The sequence below is a fragment of the Geobacillus sp. BK01 genome (assembly GCF_052220245.1).
Classification (GTDB): Bacteria; Bacillota; Bacilli; order Bacillales; family Anoxybacillaceae; genus Geobacillus.
In genome coordinates, this window is record NZ_JBQPTH010000009.1 from 20,751 (window position 1) to 39,778 (window position 19,028).

The 19,028-nt window shown below is 56.4% G+C and carries 20 protein-coding genes and 1 tRNA gene; 1 reads left to right on the forward strand and 20 read right to left on the reverse strand.

The genetic code is table 11. From position 1 onward, the window contains the following. Nucleotides 1–70: 70 nt before the first annotated feature. The 5 genes from gap to ACTVDO_RS10895 form a co-directional block, all read right to left on the reverse strand. A complete protein-coding gene (gene gap / locus ACTVDO_RS10875; RefSeq protein WP_442901501.1) occupies nt 71–1,078 on the reverse strand; it encodes a type I glyceraldehyde-3-phosphate dehydrogenase in 1,008 nt (335 codons plus the stop codon). Between the two features lie 44 nt (nt 1,079–1,122). Then, nucleotides 1,123–2,142 carry a sugar-binding transcriptional regulator gene (locus tag ACTVDO_RS10880; RefSeq protein ID WP_020961192.1) on the reverse strand — a complete coding sequence of 340 codons (1,020 nt, stop codon included), beginning with the start codon at nt 2,140–2,142 and terminating at the stop codon, nt 1,123–1,125. Nucleotides 2,143–2,265: 123 nt separating this feature from the next. Next, entirely contained in the window at nt 2,266–2,511 is a 246-nt protein-coding gene (locus ACTVDO_RS10885) for a glutaredoxin family protein (RefSeq protein WP_020961193.1), read from the reverse strand. A 59-nt stretch (nt 2,512–2,570) separates the two neighbouring features. Further along, the gene (gene rpoN, locus ACTVDO_RS10890; protein ID WP_442901502.1) at nt 2,571–3,878 is read right to left on the reverse strand and encodes an RNA polymerase factor sigma-54; all 1,308 of its coding nucleotides are present in this window, start codon (nt 3,876–3,878) and stop codon (nt 2,571–2,573) included. A gap of 328 nt (nt 3,879–4,206) precedes the next feature. Next, nucleotides 4,207–4,278: transfer RNA gene (locus tag ACTVDO_RS10895), tRNA-Arg, on the reverse strand. Nucleotides 4,279–4,561: 283 nt separating this feature from the next. Between ACTVDO_RS10895 and clpP the strand changes: the two genes are divergently transcribed. After that, nucleotides 4,562–5,203, forward strand: a complete 642-nt coding sequence (clpP, locus tag ACTVDO_RS10900) for an ATP-dependent Clp endopeptidase proteolytic subunit ClpP (RefSeq protein ID WP_256380465.1) — start codon at nt 4,562–4,564, stop codon at nt 5,201–5,203. A gap of 95 nt (nt 5,204–5,298) precedes the next feature. On the opposite strand, the gene ACTVDO_RS10905 is transcribed toward clpP, so the two are convergent. From ACTVDO_RS10905 to ACTVDO_RS10975, 15 genes are all read right to left on the reverse strand, one after another. Further along, a complete protein-coding gene (locus ACTVDO_RS10905; RefSeq protein ID WP_020961196.1) occupies nt 5,299–5,556 on the reverse strand; it encodes an HPr family phosphocarrier protein in 258 nt (85 codons plus the stop codon). Between the two features lie 16 nt (nt 5,557–5,572). Then, nucleotides 5,573–6,535, reverse strand: a complete 963-nt coding sequence (gene whiA / locus ACTVDO_RS10910) for a DNA-binding protein WhiA (protein ID WP_020961197.1) — start codon at nt 6,533–6,535, stop codon at nt 5,573–5,575. A 121-nt stretch (nt 6,536–6,656) separates the two neighbouring features. Continuing rightward, a complete protein-coding gene (locus tag ACTVDO_RS10915) occupies nt 6,657–7,610 on the reverse strand; it encodes a gluconeogenesis factor YvcK family protein (protein WP_020961198.1) in 954 nt (317 codons plus the stop codon). After that, entirely contained in the window at nt 7,607–8,503 is an 897-nt protein-coding gene (gene rapZ, locus ACTVDO_RS10920; protein WP_020961199.1) for an RNase adapter RapZ, read from the reverse strand. The genes ACTVDO_RS10915 and rapZ overlap by 4 nt, the downstream gene beginning before the upstream one ends. A gap of 18 nt (nt 8,504–8,521) precedes the next feature. Next, nucleotides 8,522–8,998: an NUDIX hydrolase gene (locus ACTVDO_RS10925; protein WP_442901503.1), complete on the reverse strand. Its 477-nt coding sequence runs from the start codon at nt 8,996–8,998 to the stop codon at nt 8,522–8,524. Nucleotides 8,999–9,255: 257 nt separating this feature from the next. Continuing rightward, on the reverse strand, nt 9,256–10,212 hold the full coding sequence (gene trxB, locus ACTVDO_RS10930) for a thioredoxin-disulfide reductase (RefSeq protein WP_442901504.1): 957 nt from the start codon (nt 10,210–10,212) through the stop codon (nt 9,256–9,258). Between the two features lie 75 nt (nt 10,213–10,287). After that, nucleotides 10,288–11,760 carry a tetratricopeptide repeat protein gene (locus tag ACTVDO_RS10935; RefSeq protein WP_442901505.1) on the reverse strand — a complete coding sequence of 491 codons (1,473 nt, stop codon included), beginning with the start codon at nt 11,758–11,760 and terminating at the stop codon, nt 10,288–10,290. A 272-nt stretch (nt 11,761–12,032) separates the two neighbouring features. Further along, a complete protein-coding gene (gene hisIE, locus ACTVDO_RS10940; protein ID WP_020961203.1) occupies nt 12,033–12,686 on the reverse strand; it encodes a bifunctional phosphoribosyl-AMP cyclohydrolase/phosphoribosyl-ATP diphosphatase HisIE in 654 nt (217 codons plus the stop codon). Further along, nucleotides 12,683–13,441 carry an imidazole glycerol phosphate synthase subunit HisF gene (hisF, locus tag ACTVDO_RS10945; RefSeq protein ID WP_020961204.1) on the reverse strand — a complete coding sequence of 253 codons (759 nt, stop codon included), beginning with the start codon at nt 13,439–13,441 and terminating at the stop codon, nt 12,683–12,685. The genes hisIE and hisF overlap by 4 nt, the downstream gene beginning before the upstream one ends. After that, on the reverse strand, nt 13,438–14,172 hold the full coding sequence (hisA, locus tag ACTVDO_RS10950; RefSeq protein WP_020961205.1) for a 1-(5-phosphoribosyl)-5-[(5-phosphoribosylamino)methylideneamino]imidazole-4-carboxamide isomerase: 735 nt from the start codon (nt 14,170–14,172) through the stop codon (nt 13,438–13,440). The genes hisF and hisA overlap by 4 nt, the downstream gene beginning before the upstream one ends. Beyond that, on the reverse strand, nt 14,172–14,813 hold the full coding sequence (hisH, locus tag ACTVDO_RS10955; protein WP_041268006.1) for an imidazole glycerol phosphate synthase subunit HisH: 642 nt from the start codon (nt 14,811–14,813) through the stop codon (nt 14,172–14,174). Before hisH ends, hisA begins: the two co-directional genes overlap by 1 nt. A 131-nt stretch (nt 14,814–14,944) precedes the next feature. After that, nucleotides 14,945–15,532, reverse strand: coding sequence for an imidazoleglycerol-phosphate dehydratase HisB (gene hisB / locus ACTVDO_RS10960; RefSeq protein ID WP_020961207.1), 588 nt, complete (start codon nt 15,530–15,532; stop codon nt 14,945–14,947). Between the two features lie 3 nt (nt 15,533–15,535). Next, a complete protein-coding gene (gene hisD, locus ACTVDO_RS10965) occupies nt 15,536–16,810 on the reverse strand; it encodes a histidinol dehydrogenase (RefSeq protein ID WP_442901554.1) in 1,275 nt (424 codons plus the stop codon). A gap of 152 nt (nt 16,811–16,962) precedes the next feature. Further along, a complete protein-coding gene (gene hisG, locus ACTVDO_RS10970; RefSeq protein ID WP_020961209.1) occupies nt 16,963–17,586 on the reverse strand; it encodes an ATP phosphoribosyltransferase in 624 nt (207 codons plus the stop codon). Nucleotides 17,587–17,811: 225 nt separating this feature from the next. Continuing rightward, nucleotides 17,812–18,999: an ATP phosphoribosyltransferase regulatory subunit gene (locus ACTVDO_RS10975; RefSeq protein ID WP_442901506.1), complete on the reverse strand. Its 1,188-nt coding sequence runs from the start codon at nt 18,997–18,999 to the stop codon at nt 17,812–17,814. Between the last annotated feature and the right edge of the window lie 29 nt (nt 19,000–19,028).

Sequence of the window (19,028 nt, forward strand, 5' to 3'; positions counted from 1 at the left end):
CATTTCCCCGCTCCCCTCCATTTTCCTATTATAGACTTGAATGAATGGAAAACTCAATGCCAAGCTCGCCTTATAGTCCTTTTGAAGCAATGTAGGCAGCCAAATCGACGACGCGGTGCGAATAGCCGGTTTCGTTGTCATACCACGAAACGACTTTCACCATTTTCCCTTCGATGACCATCGTCGAGAGCGCATCGATCGTCGACGATGCCGGGTTGCCGTTGTAGTCGCGCGAGACGAGCGGCTCTTCGCTGTACGCCAAAATGCCTTTCAACTCGCCTTCCGCCGCCGCTTTCAACGCGGCATTCACTTCTTCGGCCGTCACTTCTTTTTCCAGCTCAGCGACCAAGTCCACGACCGATACGTTCGGCGTCGGCACGCGCATCGCCATGCCGTTCAATTTTCCTTTCAATTCCGGCAAAACAAGCGCGACGGCTTTCGCCGCCCCGGTCGTCGTCGGAATGATCGATTCCGCCGCGGCGCGGGCCCGGCGCAAATCTTTATGCGGCAAGTCTAAAATTTGTTGGTCGTTCGTATACGAGTGAACGGTCGTCATCATGCCGCGGACGATGCCGAATTTTTCATGCAGCACTTTCGCAAACGGCGCCAAGCAGTTCGTCGTGCACGACGCGTTCGAGATCACATGATGGTTTTTCGGATCGTATTTGTCTTGGTTGACGCCCATCACGATCGTAATGTCTTCGTTTTTCGCCGGGGCGGAAATGATGACTTTTTTCGCGCCCGCTTCCAAATGTTTCGCCGCATCTTCGCGTTTCGTGAAGCGGCCGGTCGATTCGACCACGACCTCAACGCCGATCTCGCTCCACGCCAAGTTGGCCGGATCGCGTTCTGCTTTCACGATGATTTCTTTGCCGTTGACGACTAAATTGTTGCCGTTCACCGACACCTCAGCATCAAGCGGGCCGTGAACCGAGTCATATTTCAACAAATGCGCAAGCGTGTTCGCATCCGTTAAATCGTTGACTGCCACGACTTCAATGTCCGGGTTTTTCAATGCGGCGCGAAACACGTTGCGCCCAATACGGCCGAAACCGTTAATCCCAACTTTTACTGTCATCGTGTTTTCCTCCTTACAATGGATGATTGTATCGGCAAGGGATGTCACTCCCCTACTAACGCTTTGGCGGCGCCTTCGTCCGTCACCAACAGCGAACGGGGGGCCTGCTTCATGTAGGCGCGAATGGCCTTCGCTTTTGACGCCCCTCCGGCGACGGCAATGACATGTTCAACGTGCGGGAGGTTTTCGAGCTGAATGCCGACTGTTTTTACTTTGTGGACGACGTCGCCATGTTCGTTGAAATAATAACCGAACGCCTCGGCGACGGCATGGCGGGCGATGATGTTTTCCATCTCCGAAGGCGGCGTCCTCCGCCGTTTCGCCATCGTCACCGCTTCCCCGATGCCATGGACGACCATGCGGCACGATTGAATAAGCTCGAGCACTTCCTTCACCGCCGGCTCTTCGATGAGCGATGTGTACGCCTCGCCGCTCAGCTGGTCGGGCACATGGAGAAGCCGATAACGGCCGGCTGCTTTTTCCGCCATTTTGGCGCAAATCGTGTTCGCCTGGTTTTCGACATCCTCACCAAGCCCGCCGCGCGCCGGGACGAACAACACATCACCGAGCTTGGGATCCGGCGTCATCATTTCCGCCACCGCCGCCATCGTCGTCCCGCCGGCCACCGCGACAATATCTCCAGGTCGGAGCCGTTCTTTCATGCAGGCGACACACGCTCTTCCCATTTCTTTTTTTACCCAAGGAGAATGGTCGCTATCCCCGGCGACTACCACCACGTGCTCCACATTCAACAGCTGTTTCAGCGCCGTTTCCAGTTCCTTAAGCCCAAGCGCTTCCCGCATCACGTCATTGAGCGTGTGAAGCAGCGTTCGGCCTTCTTCCGTTAACCGCATGCCTGACACATCGGCGGAAAGCAAGTTTTGTTCTTTTAAAAATTGCGTTTCCGACCGAAGCACCCGCTCGCTCATGCCGAGGCTCGCGGCCAGCACCCGCCGCCCGATCGGCGCCATAAGCGAAATGGAGTGCAAAATTTGATATCGCTTTTGCATAACGTCGAGCAAGTCCGGCGATAATTTTTTTAATGCCTCTAATAACGGTTGCATCGATCCTTTCTCCCTGACCGAACTTAGGGACATTATATGTCCCGGCGTGACATATTGTGTCCCGCCAATCGATAAAAAATTCCTCCCGCGCCATTTTCATTATAGCAGGAGGAGGATTGCCGTTCAACCGTTTCGCGCCTGCCGCAACCGCTTTCTTACCACTTCTTTTTCAATCATCCCGTAGCCGATTTCTTCCCCGTCCAATTCGACGACCGGAATCATTAACTGGTATTGCTCAAGCAACGCGTCATCTTGATAAATATCGATCTCTTCCATCGTAAACCGATAGTCTGCCTGCAGCTCCGTTAAAATTGCTTTCGCTTTGTCACAAAGCGGGCAGTTCATTTTTGTATACAAACGGATGTGCATCGGTTTCTTCCTTTCTTTCTCACAGCGTTTGCCGTTCGTTTCTTCCCTTTTGACCGCCTTTACAGCAGGCCTGTATATTGTTTCCGTTTCGCTGATGACGGAATGCGCAGCTGTTCACGGTATTTGGCGACCGTGCGGCGGGAGATGGCAATGCCATGCCGTTCGCGAAGCAAATCGGCCAGCTGCTGGTCGGAAAACGGCGCCCGCCGGTTTTCAGCGGAAATGAGCGCCCGAATGATCTCTTTCACTTGAACGGAAGAGACTTCCTCCTCTGCCCCGGCCGTCGCCGCACTCGAGAAAAAGCGGCGCAGTTCGATCGTGCCGAACGGCGTTTGCGCATATTTATGGCGCACCGCACGGCTCACCGTCGATTCGTGCACCCCCAGTTCCTCGGCCACCTCGCGCATCGTCATCGGTTTGAGCGCGGAAAGCCCGAATTCCAAGCACGGGCGCTGGCGTTCCACGATGACCGCCATTAGCTGAAGCAGCGTCTGCTTGCGCTGTTCAAGGCTTTTCGCAAGCCACGCAAACTGCCGGTATTTTTCTTTGATAAACTGTTCGGCCTGCCGGTCGCCGGATGCGGCAATGCGCTGCTCGTACCCCCGGTTCCAACCAAGCTCCGGATAGATGTCATCATTGTAAACGACCATCCAGTCCCCATCCGCCCCCCTGGCGACGATCACATCCGGCACCACCAAAGGCGGTGTTTCGCTCGAATAGTGAATGCCTGGCCGCGGCTCGAGTGTGCGAATGAGCTCGAAGACGCGTTGCAGTTCGCCGAGACTGACGCCGAGTTGCTTGGCGAGCGCCTTCCACGACTTTTCGGCAAACGGAAGAAAATGATCGCGGACGATCATCTCCGCCAGCTCGTCACGCTCAGGAAGACGTTCAAGTTGCAGCAAGAGGCATTCCGCCAAATCGCGGGCGCCGACTCCCGGCGGGTCGAGCGATTGTACGAAACGCAGCCCGCGCTCAACCTCCTGTTCCGTTACGGAGAAACGCGCCGCCAGCTCGGCAAGCGGCACACGCAAATAGCCGTCCTCATCAAGCGCCGCGATCATATGACGAACAATGCGCTCTTCCTTCCCCGACAACATCAGCCCGGGCAGCTGCGCAAGCAAGTGGCTGGCCAGCGTCTCCGTCCGGGCGCTGATGTTCTCGAGCCATTGCTTTCGGTCTTTGTCCGTCCGGCCTGGTCGCTGCCGCGTTCGATCACGGCGGATTTCCAAAAACGGGTTTTCCAGCGACTGTTCATATAAAAACGCTTCCAAATCAAGCGCCGAATATTGCAGCAGTTCAATCGCCTGCACAAGCTCTTTGGTCAGCGACAACTGCAGCCGCTGCTCTTGCCATAACTCCGCCCTCATCGTCACGCCCCCTTTCTTTTATTGTACACGACAGAGGCGGGAGGGGGTAGGAGAAATTTTTGTCGACTGCCTGCAGGCAAAACAAAAAGCATCCGATCATTGCGGATGCTTTCCTGATCTCCTTGCAGCGAACATCACTGCGCCTTACACCGTCTGTTTTCATGTCCAGGCGGGGAGTCGAGCGTGCTTCTTGATGATGGCTGTATGGCTACGGATTCTCCCAACCTTAAGAGGCGGCTTGCTTGGCCAATTCAGCCCTCATTTCGCGGCATGGCGGCGCCATTGCCGAAAATGAAAAACGGCTGCTAACGCAACCGTTCTGTCGAAACGCCCTCGGCAGGATTCGAACCCACGCTAAGAGAACCGGAATCTCTCGTGCTATCCACTACACTACGAGGGCATATTATGTTGTTTCGTTCCCGTCGCATGTTCTATTATAGCAGGATCGAAAAAAAATGCAAGGGAAAAATGCAATAAAAAAAGAGGAAAAATTGGGCGCTCATTCCGCACCTGATTTCCTGCGCCGGCGGCGCGGTTCTTCGTCCCGTTGCAGAAGCGGCGGAAAACCGTGGTTTAAAAAATGAAAAAGCGGTTATGATGAAAAGAGGGATGTTCGCTGTTGTTCGCGAATATATATAAATGGGCGGGAAGAGGGCATTTCGTTTGACCTTCATTGACCATTCATGTATGATGAAGGCGTACATATTTATGAAAGGGAAAAGGAGGCGTTTTCCATGCATTTAATTCCAACGGTCATCGAGCAGACGAACCGCGGGGAGCGCGCGTATGACATTTATTCGCGGTTGTTGAAAGACCGGATTATTTTCCTTGGCAGTGCCATCGACGACCAAGTTGCCAACTCGATCGTGTCGCAGCTGCTGTTTTTGGCAGCGGAAGACCCGGAAAAAGACATTTCCCTGTACATCAACAGCCCGGGCGGCTCGATCACGGCCGGCTTGGCGATTTACGACACGATGCAGTTCATCAAACCGGATGTGTCAACGATTTGCATCGGCATGGCCGCATCGATGGGAGCGTTTCTGCTGGCGGCCGGCGCCAAAGGAAAACGGTTTGCTCTTCCGAACAGTGAAGTAATGATTCACCAGCCGCTCGGCGGCGCCCAAGGGCAGGCGACGGAAATCGAAATCGCCGCGAAGCGCATTTTGTTCTTGCGCGACAAACTGAACCGCATTTTGGCGGAAAACACCGGCCAGCCGATCGAAGTGATCGAACGCGATACGGACCGCGACAACTTTATGACCGCAGAAAAGGCGCAACAATATGGCATTATCGACCGGGTGCTGACGCGCTCAGACGAGAAGTAAAAGCAAAGGCTGCTTCCGCAACAAACGGAGCAGCCTTCTTTGCTGTTCGCCTTCCTCCGGTGAAACCGCGCGCATCGTCCGCGCAGACGCACCGCTCACTTTTCTTTTTGCACATAGGCGCTGAGCTTTTCAACCGCTTCCCGCTCATCCGGCCCGTCGGCGATCAACGTGATGACCGCGCCATGGCCGACCGCCAGGCTCATCAAGCCCATAATGCTTTTCGCGTTCACCCGTTTGCCGTCTTTCTCTAAAAAGACGTCCGCCGAAAACCGGTTCGCTTCTTGAACGAACAGCGCCGCCGGACGCGCTTGCAGTCCGGTTTTTAGCTTCACTTCGACTTGTTTTTCGACCATTCCCCATCTCCCCCCTTTACAGCGATTTGTGGAAATCGACCGGCTTTCCGGCCCGCAGCCGTTCGGCGATTTCGTCGATTTTGCGCAGGCGGTGGTTGATGCCAGATTTGCTGATTTTTCCACCGGTGACCATCTCGCCGAGTTCCTTTAACGTGACATCTTGATGCTCGATGCGGAGCCTGGCAATTTCCCGCAGTTTCGCCGGCAATGAATCCAGACCGATCGTTTCATCGATGTAGCGAATGTTTTCCACTTGGCGGAGCGCGGCACCGATCGTCTTGTTTAAATTGGCGGTTTCACAGTTGACAAGCCGGTTGACCGAATTGCGCATGTCGCGGACGATGCGAATGTCTTCAAAGCGGAGCAGCGCCTGATGGGCGCCGATGATGTTCAAAAACTCCGCAATTTTTTCCGCCTCTTTTAAATACGTAATAAACCCCTTTTTCCGTTCCAACGTTTTCGCATTTAAAAAAAAGTGACTGTTCATTAATTCACATAACGACCGATTATGTTCCTCGTACAGCGAAAAAATCTCCAAATGGTACGAGGACGTCTCCGGATTGTTGACCGAACCGCCCGCCAAAAAGGCGCCGCGCAAATACGAGCGCTTGCAACACTTTTTCTTGATGAGCTCCGGAGAAATATCGTGGACGAACGAAAAATCGCCGTTCCAAATATGAAGCTCGCGCAGCAACGGGGCGGCACCGTCGGTAATACGGACGATATACACGTTATTTTTCTTTAAACGCATTTTTTTGCGGACAAACAGCTCAACGGCGACATCATACCCTTTTTTCAACAATGTATAAATACGCCGGGCGATCGCTGCGTTTTCCGTCTGAACATCGACCGTCATCCGCCCTCCGGAAAACGACAGCGAACCGTTCATGCGCAATAGCGCCGACAGCTCCGCCCGCAGGCAACAACGCTTGACTTCTAAATGGGTCAGTTCTTTTTTCGTTTCTGACGCAAAAGACACGATCGCTCCACCTCCATTCGTTCCCCGCATCGGCCGGTTGGAGATGTCCCAAAACCTCGGTGCGGCCACTTGCCGCCTCATTCCGGCGCTTCATAACCATGCCTGACCGCCCGGCGCCTGCCTAGCGGCGGGGAAGCAGCCCGAGAAGAAGGGCGGCGACTTTCGCTGTATTATGACGAATGACCCCATCTTCATACGTAACAATGTCGTCGTGAATGACTTGGACGCTGAGTCCGCTGCTGTCGTCCCGCACCGGTTCGGCCCGCTCCTCCTCGTAACGGCGGCGGATGACTTCCGGAATCGCCCCGCTGTTGACGATCACCGCATCCAAAAACGGACCGCCAAGATGGCGGTGAAGCGCCTTCACATGGTCGCTCACCGTATAGTGCGGCGTCTCGCCGGCTTGGGTCATAATGTTGCATATATAGATTTTTTTCGCCTTCGCCTTGCATACTTCCTGCCCGATTTTCGGCACGAGCAAATTCGGCAAAATGCTCGTATATAGGCTTCCCGGCCCGATGACGATCAAATCGGCTCGGCGGATGGCGGCAATCGTTTCCGGCAGCGGTTCAATATCTTCCGGGGTTAAAAACACCCTCTTAATTTTTTTGCCCGCATTCGGAATTTTGGACTCGCCAGAAACAATGGAACCATCTTCCATTTCCGCATGCAACACGACGCTTTTGTTCGCTGCCGGCAACACTTGACCGTGCACGTTCAATACTTTGCTCATCTCGCGAATCGCTTTCACAAAATCGCCGGTGATCGATGTGAGCGCCGCCAAAATCAAGTTGCCAAGCGAATGGCCGGATAAGCCGTTGCCGTTTTGAAACCGATGCTGAAACAGCTCGACAATGAGCGGTTCGACATCAGACAGCGCGGCGAGCACATTGCGTACATCCCCGGGCGGCGGGATGCGCAGCTCATCCCGCAGCCGCCCGGAACTCCCCCCGTCATCGGCGACGGTGACAATGGCAGTCAAGTCGAGCTCATATTGCTTAAGCCCCCGCAACAAGACGGGCAACCCGGTGCCGCCGCCGATGACGACGATTTTTGCTGCTTGTTCGTCTCTCATCGATGCGCTTCCTTTCTCCTCTCCATGTCCCGGTGCGAGACAGCCGTTTTGTAATCAGCGGAAAAATGGCGGGCGATATACTCCGCCAGCGCCACCGAGCGGTGTTGCCCGCCCGTGCAGCCGATGGCGATCACCAGCTGGCTTTTCCCCTCGCGCTGGTAATACGGCAACATAAACGTCAACAAGTCAAGCAACTTTTCTAAAAATTTTTGTGTTTCTCCCCATTTTAACACATACGATGATACTTCGTCATCCAGTCCGGTTTTCGGGCGCATATGCTCAATATAATGCGGATTCGGCAAGAAGCGGACATCAAACACTAAATCAGCATCAATCGGAATGCCGTACTTAAAGCCGAACGACATGACGTTGACTGTAAACCCGGACTGGGTGTGCGACGAAAACTGGCGGACGATTTTTTCCCGCAGTTCGCGCGGCTTAAGTCCGGTCGTATCGTAAATGATTTGCGCCCGCCCTTTAATCTCCTCGAGCAGTTTCCGCTCCAGGCGAATCCCTTCAAGCGGCGGCTCGTTCGGCGCGAGCGGGTGCGTCCGACGCGTTTCTTTGTAGCGCGCAACAAGCGTGGAGTCTTGCGCGTCTAAAAACAAAATTTGCGGCACAATCCATGCCTGCTCGGACAATTCGTCGAGCGCCGCGAACAAATGGTCAAAAAAGTCGCGGCTGCGCAAGTCCATGACGAGCGCGACTTTATTCATTTTATTCCCGGACTCTTTCACCAGCTCCAAAAACTTTGGCAACAACGTCGGCGGCAAATTGTCAACGCAAAAAAAACCGAGGTCTTCAAAACTTTGGATCGCCACCGTTTTCCCCGCCCCGGACATGCCGGTAATAATGACGAGCTGGATCGGCTGCACCGTCCCGTTTTGCCCCATCTTCTTCTCTCCTCTCCGTTAACTCGGATCAAGGCGATACGAAAGCAGCTCAAATTCCTCCGTATACACAAATGCTCCGTACAAGATTCCTCGGCCTTTTAAAGCGTAGTCTAAAATATGGTAGTCGCCAGGGGCCATCGGCAGCGTCGAAAGCGTCTCAACCTCATGCCAGGCGAGTGTCCCTTCTTCGGAAGACGGCACGTTTTCGCCGATGAAGTCGTCGGCGAAAAACGTAAACATCATCCACTCCGACACCGTTTCATCCCCATTTTTCATCACGATCGTAAAAACGCCTTTCAACTCCGGATTTTTTAAATAAATGCCCGTCTCTTCCCGGTATTCGCGAATGCAAGCTTCGCGCACCGTCTCTCCGGGCTCCATTTTGCCGCCCGGGGCGACCCACCACCCGCGTTTTGGCTTTTGCAAAAGCAGCACCCGGCCGTCTTTATATAGTACGCAATTCGTTACCCGTTGCAATTCGTTCACCCCAAACATGGCCCAAACCTAGCCATCGTCATCTTCATTTTACCATAAATAGTTAAGCCGCTCCAACCTACAAACCGTTGGAAACAAAACCGCCGTCGCGCGGCAGTCATCAAAAAAAAGGCGCGGACAAACGCCCGCGCCGCTCCATAAAAGGTCTATATAAAAGGGGGTCAATTACTTATCTATAGCATACAAAATCTTTATTGCATTCATGTTACATCTGGATTAAATAACCATTACGGTTCGGTTGCGGTTTGGTTACCGGCTTAGCTGACCCCTTGCGTATTTAATTTTTCTTTCAGTTCTTCAACATAATGTTGGGCGCTTTGGGCGGCGATGCTGCCGTCGCCGGTCGCCGTGACGATTTGCCGGAGCGTTTTTTCGCGCACATCGCCGGCGGCGAAAATGCCCGGCACTTTCGTTTCCATCTGCTCGTTCGTCACAATATAGCCGTTTTCGTTTGTAATGCCAAGGCTCGCAAACGGTTTCGAGAGCGGCACCATCCCGATGTAAATGAAGACGCCGTCGCACGGGAATTCACGCTCTTCCCCTGTTTGCGTATGCACAAGCGTCACACTGCCGACTTTTCCGTCCTTTTCATTGATTTGTTTCACTGTATGGTTCCAGATGAAATCGATTTTCTCGTTGGCAAACGCCCGGTCTTGCAAAATTTTTTGCGCCCGCAGCTGGTCGCGGCGGTGAACGATCGTCACTTTATTGGCAAAGCGCGTCAAATACACCCCTTCTTCGACCGCCGAGTCGCCGCCGCCGACAACAACCAACTCTTTTCCTTTAAAAAACGCCCCGTCGCATACGGCGCAGTACGAAACGCCGCGGCCGCCGAGCTCCGCTTCCCCCGGCACGCCGAGCTTTTTGTATTCGGCTCCGGTGGCGATGATGACCGCGCGGGCCTTGTACTCTTTGTCGCCGACGATGACCGTTTTGTACGCCTCGCCATCGATGATTTCTTTCACATCGCCGTAAGCGTATTCCGCCCCAAACTTTTTCGCATGTTCAAACATTTTGGTGGCTAATTCGGGTCCTAAAATCGTCTCAAAGCCCGGATAGTTTTCCACTTCTTCGGTATTCACCATCTGCCCGCCCGGGACGCCGCGCTCGATCATCAAGGTCGACAAATTGGCGCGCGATGTATAGACAGCCGCCGTCAGCCCTGCCGGCCCGGCCCCGGCAATAATCACGTCATAAATTTTCTCGTCCGCCACAACGTCCACTCCTTCGCTCCAAAATGATTCCATCTCCATCGTATAAAAGTCGGCGCACGGCGTCTATTGATTTGCTCACGGCCATAGCCGACGCACTTTTCGCACGTACTTTTGCACCGTCGTCACGGAAACGCCGTATTTGGCGGCCAGCGCTTTTTGCGTCACATGTTCCCCTTGCCGCTGGCGCCAAACGTATTCAATCGCGGCCGCCCACGCCGCTCCGTTCGCAAACCGTTCGCCCTCGGCCAACGGATGGACGGCAGTCGCGAACGCAAAGCGGCAAAGCGCCTCCTTTTCCTCATTATTTGCCGAAAGGGCATCGACCATGCGGCCGATATTCGCCGCCTGGGCGGACGAGCCGGCGGTTAAGCCAAATAAAAACGAGTCGATGAACGGACGCAAGCGCGGATCAGCCGGCAGCAAGCGGGAGACGGCCAACGACAGCGCCTGCTCCTCCGCTTGCTTCGAACGGCTGAACAAATACAGCCCGTATAGCCGGTCGACAAGCTCCTCCCCTTCAAACAGCTGAACAATGTGGAGAATTGTTTCATCCAACAGCATAGGGGCAGTCCACGGCTCTTCGCCGCGCTTTTCCGGGTGAAGGGCGGTGAGCGTTTCCCACACTTGCCGCGCCAACGATTCGTGCCCGGTATAGTACGCGGCGTAAGCGAGCCAGTAATAAAACGGCCCGTCGCCCTCAAAACCGTTCTTATACAGGCGATACAACCAGCGAAACGCCGAGTCGAACCGCCCGACAAGGGCAAAGGTGGCCCCGAGCTTGTATTGGTGCTCGCGGAAAAGCGGGTAAAGAGCCGCCAACGTCTCGCAAAGAGCGGCGACCTGTTCTTGGTCGTGCAAATAATAGGCGAAGACGAGCGCATTGCAAAGCGCATGCAAGTTGCCGGGGTCGCGCTTCAGCACATCCAACAGCTTCTGTTTCGCCTTTTCAACGTCCCCGCTGTAAAAATAGGCAAGCGCCAAGTTGTTGTGCGCCGACCAAAATTCCGGGTACCGGGAAACGATCGCCTCTAACGCCTCGATCGCCTCCGCAAACTGCTCCTGCTCAAGCAAATACCGGGCCCGCTCCTGCATGGTGATCAGCTGTTCTTGCTCCTCGCTGACATCATGCCGGTCGAGCTTGAGCAGTTCCAACAAATCGGCCGCATCGTCAGCAAACTCCCCGTCCGGCTCATGCGCCAAATACTGTTCCGCATATTGTCCTGCCTCACGGAACAAACCGAGACAGGCGAAATTGTTCGCCAAAAAATACAAACAGTCGTCCATCGTTTCGTCGAGATCATGAATAATTTTGAACAGCCATTGGTTCGAAAACTGGTATTCGCCAAGCTCGGACAATACAAGCGCCAGCTGCAGGGCAAACGACGCATCGCGCTCATCCAAACGGACGGCGCGCTCGAAATATTTTCTCGCCTTATGCAAATCGCCCCGCTCGTATGCTTTCATCCCTTTTTTGAAAAAATACTCTCCGTTCTGGATAAACGGTACAATCGTCGCCTTTCGTGATGATCGCTTCAGTTGTTTTCCCATTCTGTCCTCCGTCGTCCGTAAAATTCGTCGAACAACAGTATATCATATTGGCCGCTGAAACAGACAACAAAACTCGGCCAAAAAAGATGGCAGCCGCACCATCGCCGTCCGCCAAGCTTCGGAGACGTCAAAAAAGGATGCCCCACCCTCCGGCTGCCTCCGCGGTTCGCTCACGCGAGCCACGAGCCCCGCAGCCTGAGTGGCGGGCATCCCGTTTTCCCATTTCTCCGTTTCCAATCGTTCCCGTGAGCAGGCCTTCGCCGCCCATCAGCTTACGATTGGGGTTGTTCCGCCGCTTCCGTTTTTTGCGCGTGCCGCTCGGCAAGCGTCGCAAGCACGGCGTCAAGCGGCAGCTTTTGTTCGCGCAGCAAAACAAGCAAATGGTACAACAAATCCGCCGCTTCCCATTTCAGCTCGTCATGGCTCCGGTTTTTTGCCGCGATGATGACTTCCGCCGCTTCTTCGCCGACTTTTTTCAAGATTTTGTCGACGCCTTTTTCAAACAAATACGTCGTGTACGCCCCTTCCGGCCGTTCGGCGTCGCGCTTGGCGATGATCCGCTCCAGCTCGTTCAAAATCGCAAACCGGTCGGCCGCCGGCGTGCGCGCCGCGCCGTCAAGCGAGCGGGAAAAGCACGAGTACGCCCCCGTATGGCACGCCGGACCGGCCGGCTCAACGAGCACGAGCAGCGCGTCGGCATCGCAGTCGTAGCGGATGTCGACAACGCGCTGCACGTTCCCGGACGTCGCCCCTTTATGCCACAACTCTTGGCGCGAGCGGCTGTAAAACCACGTTTCCCCCGTCTCGAGTGTTTTTTTGAGCGACTCTTTATTCATATAAGCAAGCGTGAGCACTTCTTTGCTTTGCGCATCTTGAACGATCGCAGGCACAAGCCCGTTGCCGTCAAACCGGATGTCCGCTGTCACCGCACGTTCACCCCTTTTTCTTTTAAGTACGCTTTCACTTGCCCGACCGACGTCTCTTTGTAGTGGAAAATGGAGGCCGCGAGCGCCGCGTCTGCTTTCCCTTCCACAAACGCTTCGAGAAAATGCTCCGCCTTGCCGGCGCCGCCTGAGGCGATGACCGGAACCGACACCGCTTCGCTCACCCGCCGCGTCAAGGCAATGTCAAAGCCGTTTTTGCCGCCATCGGCATCCATGCTCGTCAGCAAAATCTCCCCGGCGCCCAAACGGACCGCTTCCTGCGCCCAAGCGACCACTTCCCACTCGGTCGCGTTGCGGCCGCCGTGCGTATAGACGCGCCAGGAGCCAATCGTTTCATCGTATTTCGCGTCAATGGCAACGACGATGCATTGCGAACCGAAAAAGTCCGCCCCTTCGGTCACCAATGACGGATGGAGCACCGCAGCGGTGTTGAGCGACACTTTATCGGCGCCGGCGCGCAACATGCGCTTCATGTCGTCAAGCGAGTGGATGCCGCCGCCGACCGTAAACGGAATCGCCAGCTCGGCAGCGACGCGCTCGACGACATCGACCATCGTTTTCCGCCCTTCGTGGGAAGCGGAAATGTCCAAAAACACGAGCTCGTCCGCCCCTTGTTCATCGTACGCCTTCGCAAGCTCGACCGGGTCGCCGGCATCGCGCAGCTGGACAAACTGCACCCCTTTCACGACGCGGCCGTCTTTCACGTCAAGGCACGGGATGATGCGTTTCGTGATCATCGCCCGCTCACCGCCTTTAACGCTTCCGCAAGCGTAAACTGGTTCGTATAAAGCGCCTTGCCGACGATCGCCCCGCCGATGCCTTGTCCGGCATATTCGCAGAGCGCGCGCAAATCGTCAAGCGAGCTGACGCCGCCAGAGGCGATCACTTCTTTTCCCGTCGCCGCGGCGAGACGGACGGAAGCGGCGATGTTCGGACCCGACAGCGTGCCGTCGGTCGCAATATCGGTGAAAATAAACGTCTCCGCCCCGGCCTCGGCGAGCATTTGCCCAAGTTCTTCCGCTTTCACGTTCGACGTCGAAAGCCATCCTTCCGTCGCCACGAAGCCGTCGCGGGCGTCAATGCCGATCACGATGCGGCGGCCGTATGTTTTCAACATCTGTTTCACAAACGGCGGGTCGGAAATCGCCGCGCTTCCCAAAATGACGCGGGCGACGCCATGTTCCAAATAGTAGGCGACATCGGCTTCCGTGCGGATGCCGCCGCCGACTTGCACGTTGACGCCCAAACGGGCCGCCTCAATGACAAACCGGTCGTTCACCCGCCGCCCTTCTTTCGCCCCGTCCAAATCGACCATATGAATCCACTTCGCCCCTTGGGCCGCAAACTGCTCGGCCATCGCCACCGGCGAGTCGCCGTACACCGTTTCTTTGTTGTAATCGCCTTGCAGCAGGCGGACGCATTTGCCGCCGCGCATATCGATCGCCGGATACACCGTAAACGCCGCCATCAGCCATTCCCCCTTCCCGCGACAATGCCGACATAGTTGCGCAATATGCTCATGCCGACCGCGCCGCTTTTTTCCGGGTGAAACTGCGCACCCCATACGTTGCCGCGCCCGACAACCGCCGGGACGTCCACGTCATACTCGCTGCTTGCCAACACGACGTCCTCATCGCCCGGAACGACGTAATACGAATGAACAAAATACACGTGCCCTTCCCTAACGCCATGCAGAAGCGGCGACGGGCGATGAAAACGGAGCCGGTTCCAGCCCATATGCGGCACTTTATACCGTTCGCCCGTTTTCGTGACGCCCGAAAAGCGGACGACGCGGCCGCGCAGCAAGCCAAGCCCTTCGGTCGGCCCGTTTTCCTCACTTTCGTCAAACAACAGCTGCATCCCTAAACAAATGCCGAGCAGCGGCGTGCCGCCCCGGGCCGCTTCACGAATGAAATCGGCGAGGCCTGTCTCGTTCAAAATGTGCATCGCGTCGCGAAACGAGCCGACCCCAGGCAAAAGAAGCCCATCCGCCCGCCGCAATTCGCCTTGGTCGCCGCTGACGATATACGGGCAGCCGAGCCGCTCAAGCGCTTTGCGGACGCTGTATAAGTTGCCCATGCCATAATCGATGATGCCGATCATCGTCATCCCACCCTTTTCATTGCCATCATGTTCCCGCCAATGGGCGCGCCGATTTCGCCGGCGCGCGAATTCGTCAAGCCGCCGCCCCGTGGGACGGCGGGCCATCCCGCTTTCGCCGCTCCCGGCGCCCATGGACTTTACAGCATCCCTTTCGTCGATGGGACGCCTTTGACGCGCGGGTCGATCATCGTCGCTTCATCGAGCGCCCGCCCGAGCGCCTTAAACACCGCCTCGATCATATGGTGCGTATTGCGTCCGTAATGGACGATGACGTGCAAATTCATGCGCGCCTCAAGCGCCAGCTTCCATAAAAACTCATGGACGAGTTCGACATCGAACGCACCGACTTTCGCTGACGGAAACTCGCCGCGAAACTCAAAATGCGGACGGTTGCTCAAGTCGATCACCACTTGGGCCAAGGCGTCATCCATCGGCACAAACGCATTGCCATACCGCTTGATCCCCTTTTTGTCGCCAAGCGCCTCTTTGATCGCCTGCCCGAGGCAAATGCCGATGTCTTCCGTCGTATGGTGGTCGTCAATGTGCGTGTCGCCTTTGGCGGCAATGCGCAAATCGAACTGGCCGTGCTTCGCAAACAAATCGAGCATATGGGTCAAAAACGGCACGCCCGTTTCCAGTTCGGCTTTTCCTTCGCCGTCAATCGCCAAACGCAGCTCAATGCTCGTCTCGTTCGTCGTCCTCGCGATCGTCGCTTCCCTTGCCATCGTTCATTCCCCTTTCTTCAGCCGCATCTCAACGGCGCGCGCGTGCGCCTCCAGCCCCTCGAGGCGGGCGAAGGCGGCGATGTTTTCGCCATGTTGTGTCAATGCCGCTTCACTGTAAACGATCACGCTTGATTTTTTCACAAACTCATCGACGCTCAAGCCGCTTGAAAACCTTGCCGTCCCGTTCGTCGGCAGCACGTGGTTCGGCCCGGCGAAATAGTCGCCGACCGGTTCGGAGCTGAAGCGGCCGAAAAACATCGCCCCCGCATGGCGGAGCCGGCCGAGCAAGGCGAGCGGTTCGGCCGTCATCACTTCCAAATGCTCCGGCGCCAGCTCGTTCACTGCCTCGACCGCTTCCTCAAGCGTCTCGGTCACATAAATGGCGCCATACTTCTCAAGCGCCGCCCGGGCGATGTCGCGGCGCGGCAGCGTCTCGAGCTGCCGTTCGATTTCGCTCGCCACCGAAAGCGCCAGCTTCATCGACGGCGTCAGCAAAATGGCCGACGCCCGCGCGTCATGTTCAGCCTGTGACAACAAATCGGCGGCAATCTCATCCGGGCGCGCCGTTTCATCGGCGAGCACGACAATTTCGCTCGGCCCGGCGATCATGTCGATCGCCACATGCCCGAACACTTCCCGCTTCGCCAACGCGACATAAATATTGCCCGGCCCGAAAATTTTATCGACCGGCCGGATCGTTTCCGTCCCATACGCCAATGCGGCGATCGCCTGCGCGCCGCCGACTTTGTAAATTTCGGTCACCCCAAGTTCATACGCCGCCGCCAACACGCCGTCCGGCAGCGTGCCGTCTTCATTCGGCGGCGAGGTGATGACAATCCGCTTCACCCCCGCCACTTGCGCGGGAATGACGTTCATGAGCACCGATGACGGGTAGGCGGCCGTCCCCCCCGGCACGTACAACCCGACCGCATCAAGCGGCGTCACTTTTTGCCCGAGAATCGTCCCGTCTTCGTTCGTCATCCACCATGATTCGCGTTTTTGCCGTTTGTGGTAGTCGCGAATGTTGGCCGCCGCTTCGCGAATGATCTGAAGCATGTCCGCGTCCATCGCCGCATGCGCCCGCTCCAGTTCCGCTTCCGTCACCTTGAGCGCATCCAACCGGACGCCGTCAAACCGTTCCGTGTATTCTTTCAGCGCTTCATCGCCGCGGGCGCGCACGGCGGCGATGATATCAAGCACCGCACGCCGCTGCTCCTCCGTTCCGCTTTCAATCGTCCGCCTTAGCGACACGCTGCCTTGCACCCGTTCGATTTTCATCGTTCGCTCCCCTTTCTGTGTCGCCATCGATTTTCATCCACTGGCCATCGCTTCGGCGTGGCGAACGCCGCTTCTCCAGTTGGCAACGCCAAGTCGAGCCTTCACCAAACCATCCGTGGGAAACCACGTTCCGCTCCGTCGCACTTTTTTTCCTACGGCTGCGGGATCACCGCCGCCAACCGGTCGACCAACCGTTCAATCATCCCGCCATTCAGCCGGTAGCTCGCCGGATTGACGATAAGGCGCGATGTCACCTCGGCGATGCGCTCCAGTTCAACCAGCCCGTTTTCCCGGAGCGTCTGTCCGGTCGAAACAATATCGACGATCCGGTCGGCGAGTCCAATGAGCGGGGCGAGCTCAATCGATCCGTTCAAACGGATGATTTCCACTTGCTCACCTTGTTCGCGAAAATACGTCGACGCAATATTGGGGTATTTCGTCGCCACCCGCGGCGCGATTTCGTTCATCTTCCCATCCGGCAGCCCGGCCACCGCCAAATGGCAGCGGCTGATTTGCAAATCCAATAGCTCGTATACGTTCCGCTCTTCTTCCATTAACACATCCTTGCCGGCAATGCCCAAATCGGCGACCCCATGCTCCACATATGTGACGACATCCATCGGTTTCGCCAAAATAAAGCGCAGCTGCTCCTCCGCCACCTCGATCACAAGCTTGCGCGACTCTTCAAACTCCGGCGGCAGCCGGTAATCGGCCTGGCGGAGAAGCTCAAGCGCTTCGTCGAAAATGCGCCCTTTTGGCATCGCAATCGTCAGCATCGTTCTTCCTCCTTGCTCCTCATCATGTCAAACGCCGCGCCTCGCCGCGGCGTTTTGCGGCCCGCGGCCTCATCCGCTTCCGCCATCCCCTTCCGGCCTCAGAAAGCGCGGATCGCCTCTTTCATTGCATGGCCTTTTCGTCTCTTTTGCCCTATGCGCTCCTTCGTATCATTCCCATCCGCCGCTCCCCTGCTTCATCCGCTGCAGGTTTCGTGTCTCCGGCGTTCATGGTTCGTTATGCCCGCCGCCGCGGCCGAGCAAATACACAATCGACCGGTAGCGCTGGCTGTAGGCGTCAATATCGCGAATGCCGGCGATGTGCTGCAAGACGACGCGCTGGCCTTCCGCCCGTTTCGCTTCCGCCAACTCCACCGCTTCCGCCAGCCGCTCTTGGCTGAAGACGATGCACTCGATGTCACCGCGCACATCCGTTTCCCCGATCGCCTCAATCAACCGGTCAACGCGCAACCCAAACCCCGTCGCCGGCGCCGGACGGGAAAACTTCGCCAACAAATCATCGTACCGCCCGCCGTTGCCGATCGGGAATCCGACCTGCTCGGCGTACACGTCAAACAAAATGCCGGTGTAGTAGCTCATATGGCTGACAAGCGCCATATCAAGCTTCACCGCCTCGGCCACTCCGTACGTCCGAAGCGCCGCCATAAGCGCGGACAACTCGTCGGCCGCCCGCCGCCCTTCGTCGCTTGTGACGAGCGTTTTCGCCTCGTCTATCACGTCCGTTCCGCCGCGCAGCGAAAGAAGATCCAACAGCCGCTTTTGATCGATCGATGAGAGCGGCCATGACTTCACATGTTCACGGTAGCCGACGTAGTTTTTCTCATATAAGAAACGGCGCAATACGCTCGCCCGCTCTTCATTCCCTAAAATTTCCAAAAACAGCGCATTCACATACCCGATATGGCCGATGGCCACCGAAAAGCGACCGAGCCCTGCCCGTTTCAGCAGCGCGACCATCAAACTGATCACCTCGGCATCGGCGGTCACCGTGCCGTCGCCAACCAGCTCCACACCGATCTGCTCAAACTCCGCCGGCCGCCCGCCTTCGCGCTGTTGGGCGCGGAACACGTTGGCGTTGTACGCCAAGCGGAGCGGATTGCCGTCGTCATACAACCGCGACGCCGCCACCCGGGCGATCGGCGCCGTCATATCGGGCCGAAGCACGAGCGTATGCCCTTGCTGGTCGAGGAGCTTAAACAGCCGGTGATCGGCGATCGCCGACGCCGCCCCGACCGTTTCATAATACTCCAACGTCGGCGTTTCGATAAACTCATACCCCCACCGTTCAATCTCCTCGGCCATCACCGAGCGCACTTGCTTTTTCAACTCATATAAAAACGGCAGCGTATCGCGCATGCCTAACGGTTTTTCAAACATGAACAACCTTTTCGCCATGTCCCCACGCCCTTTATCAAAATACTTTA

What these genes read in the sequence shown, in the direction of transcription:
- hisB (WP_020961207.1), bottom strand. Translation starts at nt 15,532, where the DNA reads ATGGCAAGGGAAGCGACGATCGCGAGGACGACGAACGAGACGAGCATT.
- hisH (WP_041268006.1), bottom strand. Translation starts at nt 14,813, where the DNA reads ATGACGATGATCGGCATCATCGATTATGGCATGGGCAACTTATACAGC.
- hisD (WP_442901554.1), bottom strand. Translation starts at nt 16,810, where the DNA reads ATGAAAATCGAACGGGTGCAAGGCAGCGTGTCGCTAAGGCGGACGATT.
- rpoN (WP_442901502.1), bottom strand. Translation starts at nt 3,878, where the DNA reads ATGAGGGCGGAGTTATGGCAAGAGCAGCGGCTGCAGTTGTCGCTGACC.
- ACTVDO_RS10915 (WP_020961198.1), bottom strand. Translation starts at nt 7,610, where the DNA reads ATGAGAGACGAACAAGCAGCAAAAATCGTCGTCATCGGCGGCGGCACC.
- ACTVDO_RS10880 (WP_020961192.1), bottom strand. Translation starts at nt 2,142, where the DNA reads ATGCAACCGTTATTAGAGGCATTAAAAAAATTATCGCCGGACTTGCTC.
- ACTVDO_RS10925 (WP_442901503.1), bottom strand. Translation starts at nt 8,998, where the DNA reads ATGTTTGGGGTGAACGAATTGCAACGGGTAACGAATTGCGTACTATAT.
- hisG (WP_020961209.1), bottom strand. Translation starts at nt 17,586, where the DNA reads ATGCTGACGATTGCGATGCCAAAAGGGCGCATTTTCGACGAAGCGCTT.
- rapZ (WP_020961199.1), bottom strand. Translation starts at nt 8,503, where the DNA reads ATGGGGCAAAACGGGACGGTGCAGCCGATCCAGCTCGTCATTATTACC.
- ACTVDO_RS10885 (WP_020961193.1), bottom strand. Translation starts at nt 2,511, where the DNA reads ATGCACATCCGTTTGTATACAAAAATGAACTGCCCGCTTTGTGACAAA.
- hisA (WP_020961205.1), bottom strand. Translation starts at nt 14,172, where the DNA reads ATGGCGGCGTTTACGGTGTATCCGGCGATCGATATGCGCGGCGGCAAA.
- gap (WP_442901501.1), bottom strand. Translation starts at nt 1,078, where the DNA reads ATGACAGTAAAAGTTGGGATTAACGGTTTCGGCCGTATTGGGCGCAAC.
- ACTVDO_RS10935 (WP_442901505.1), bottom strand. Translation starts at nt 11,760, where the DNA reads ATGGGAAAACAACTGAAGCGATCATCACGAAAGGCGACGATTGTACCG.
- ACTVDO_RS10905 (WP_020961196.1), bottom strand. Translation starts at nt 5,556, where the DNA reads ATGGTCGAAAAACAAGTCGAAGTGAAGCTAAAAACCGGACTGCAAGCG.
- clpP (WP_256380465.1), top strand. Translation starts at nt 4,562, where the DNA reads ATGTATGATGAAGGCGTACATATTTATGAAAGGGAAAAGGAGGCGTTT.
- ACTVDO_RS10975 (WP_442901506.1), bottom strand. Translation starts at nt 18,999, where the DNA reads ATGGCGAAAAGGTTGTTCATGTTTGAAAAACCGTTAGGCATGCGCGAT.
- hisF (WP_020961204.1), bottom strand. Translation starts at nt 13,441, where the DNA reads ATGATCACGAAACGCATCATCCCGTGCCTTGACGTGAAAGACGGCCGC.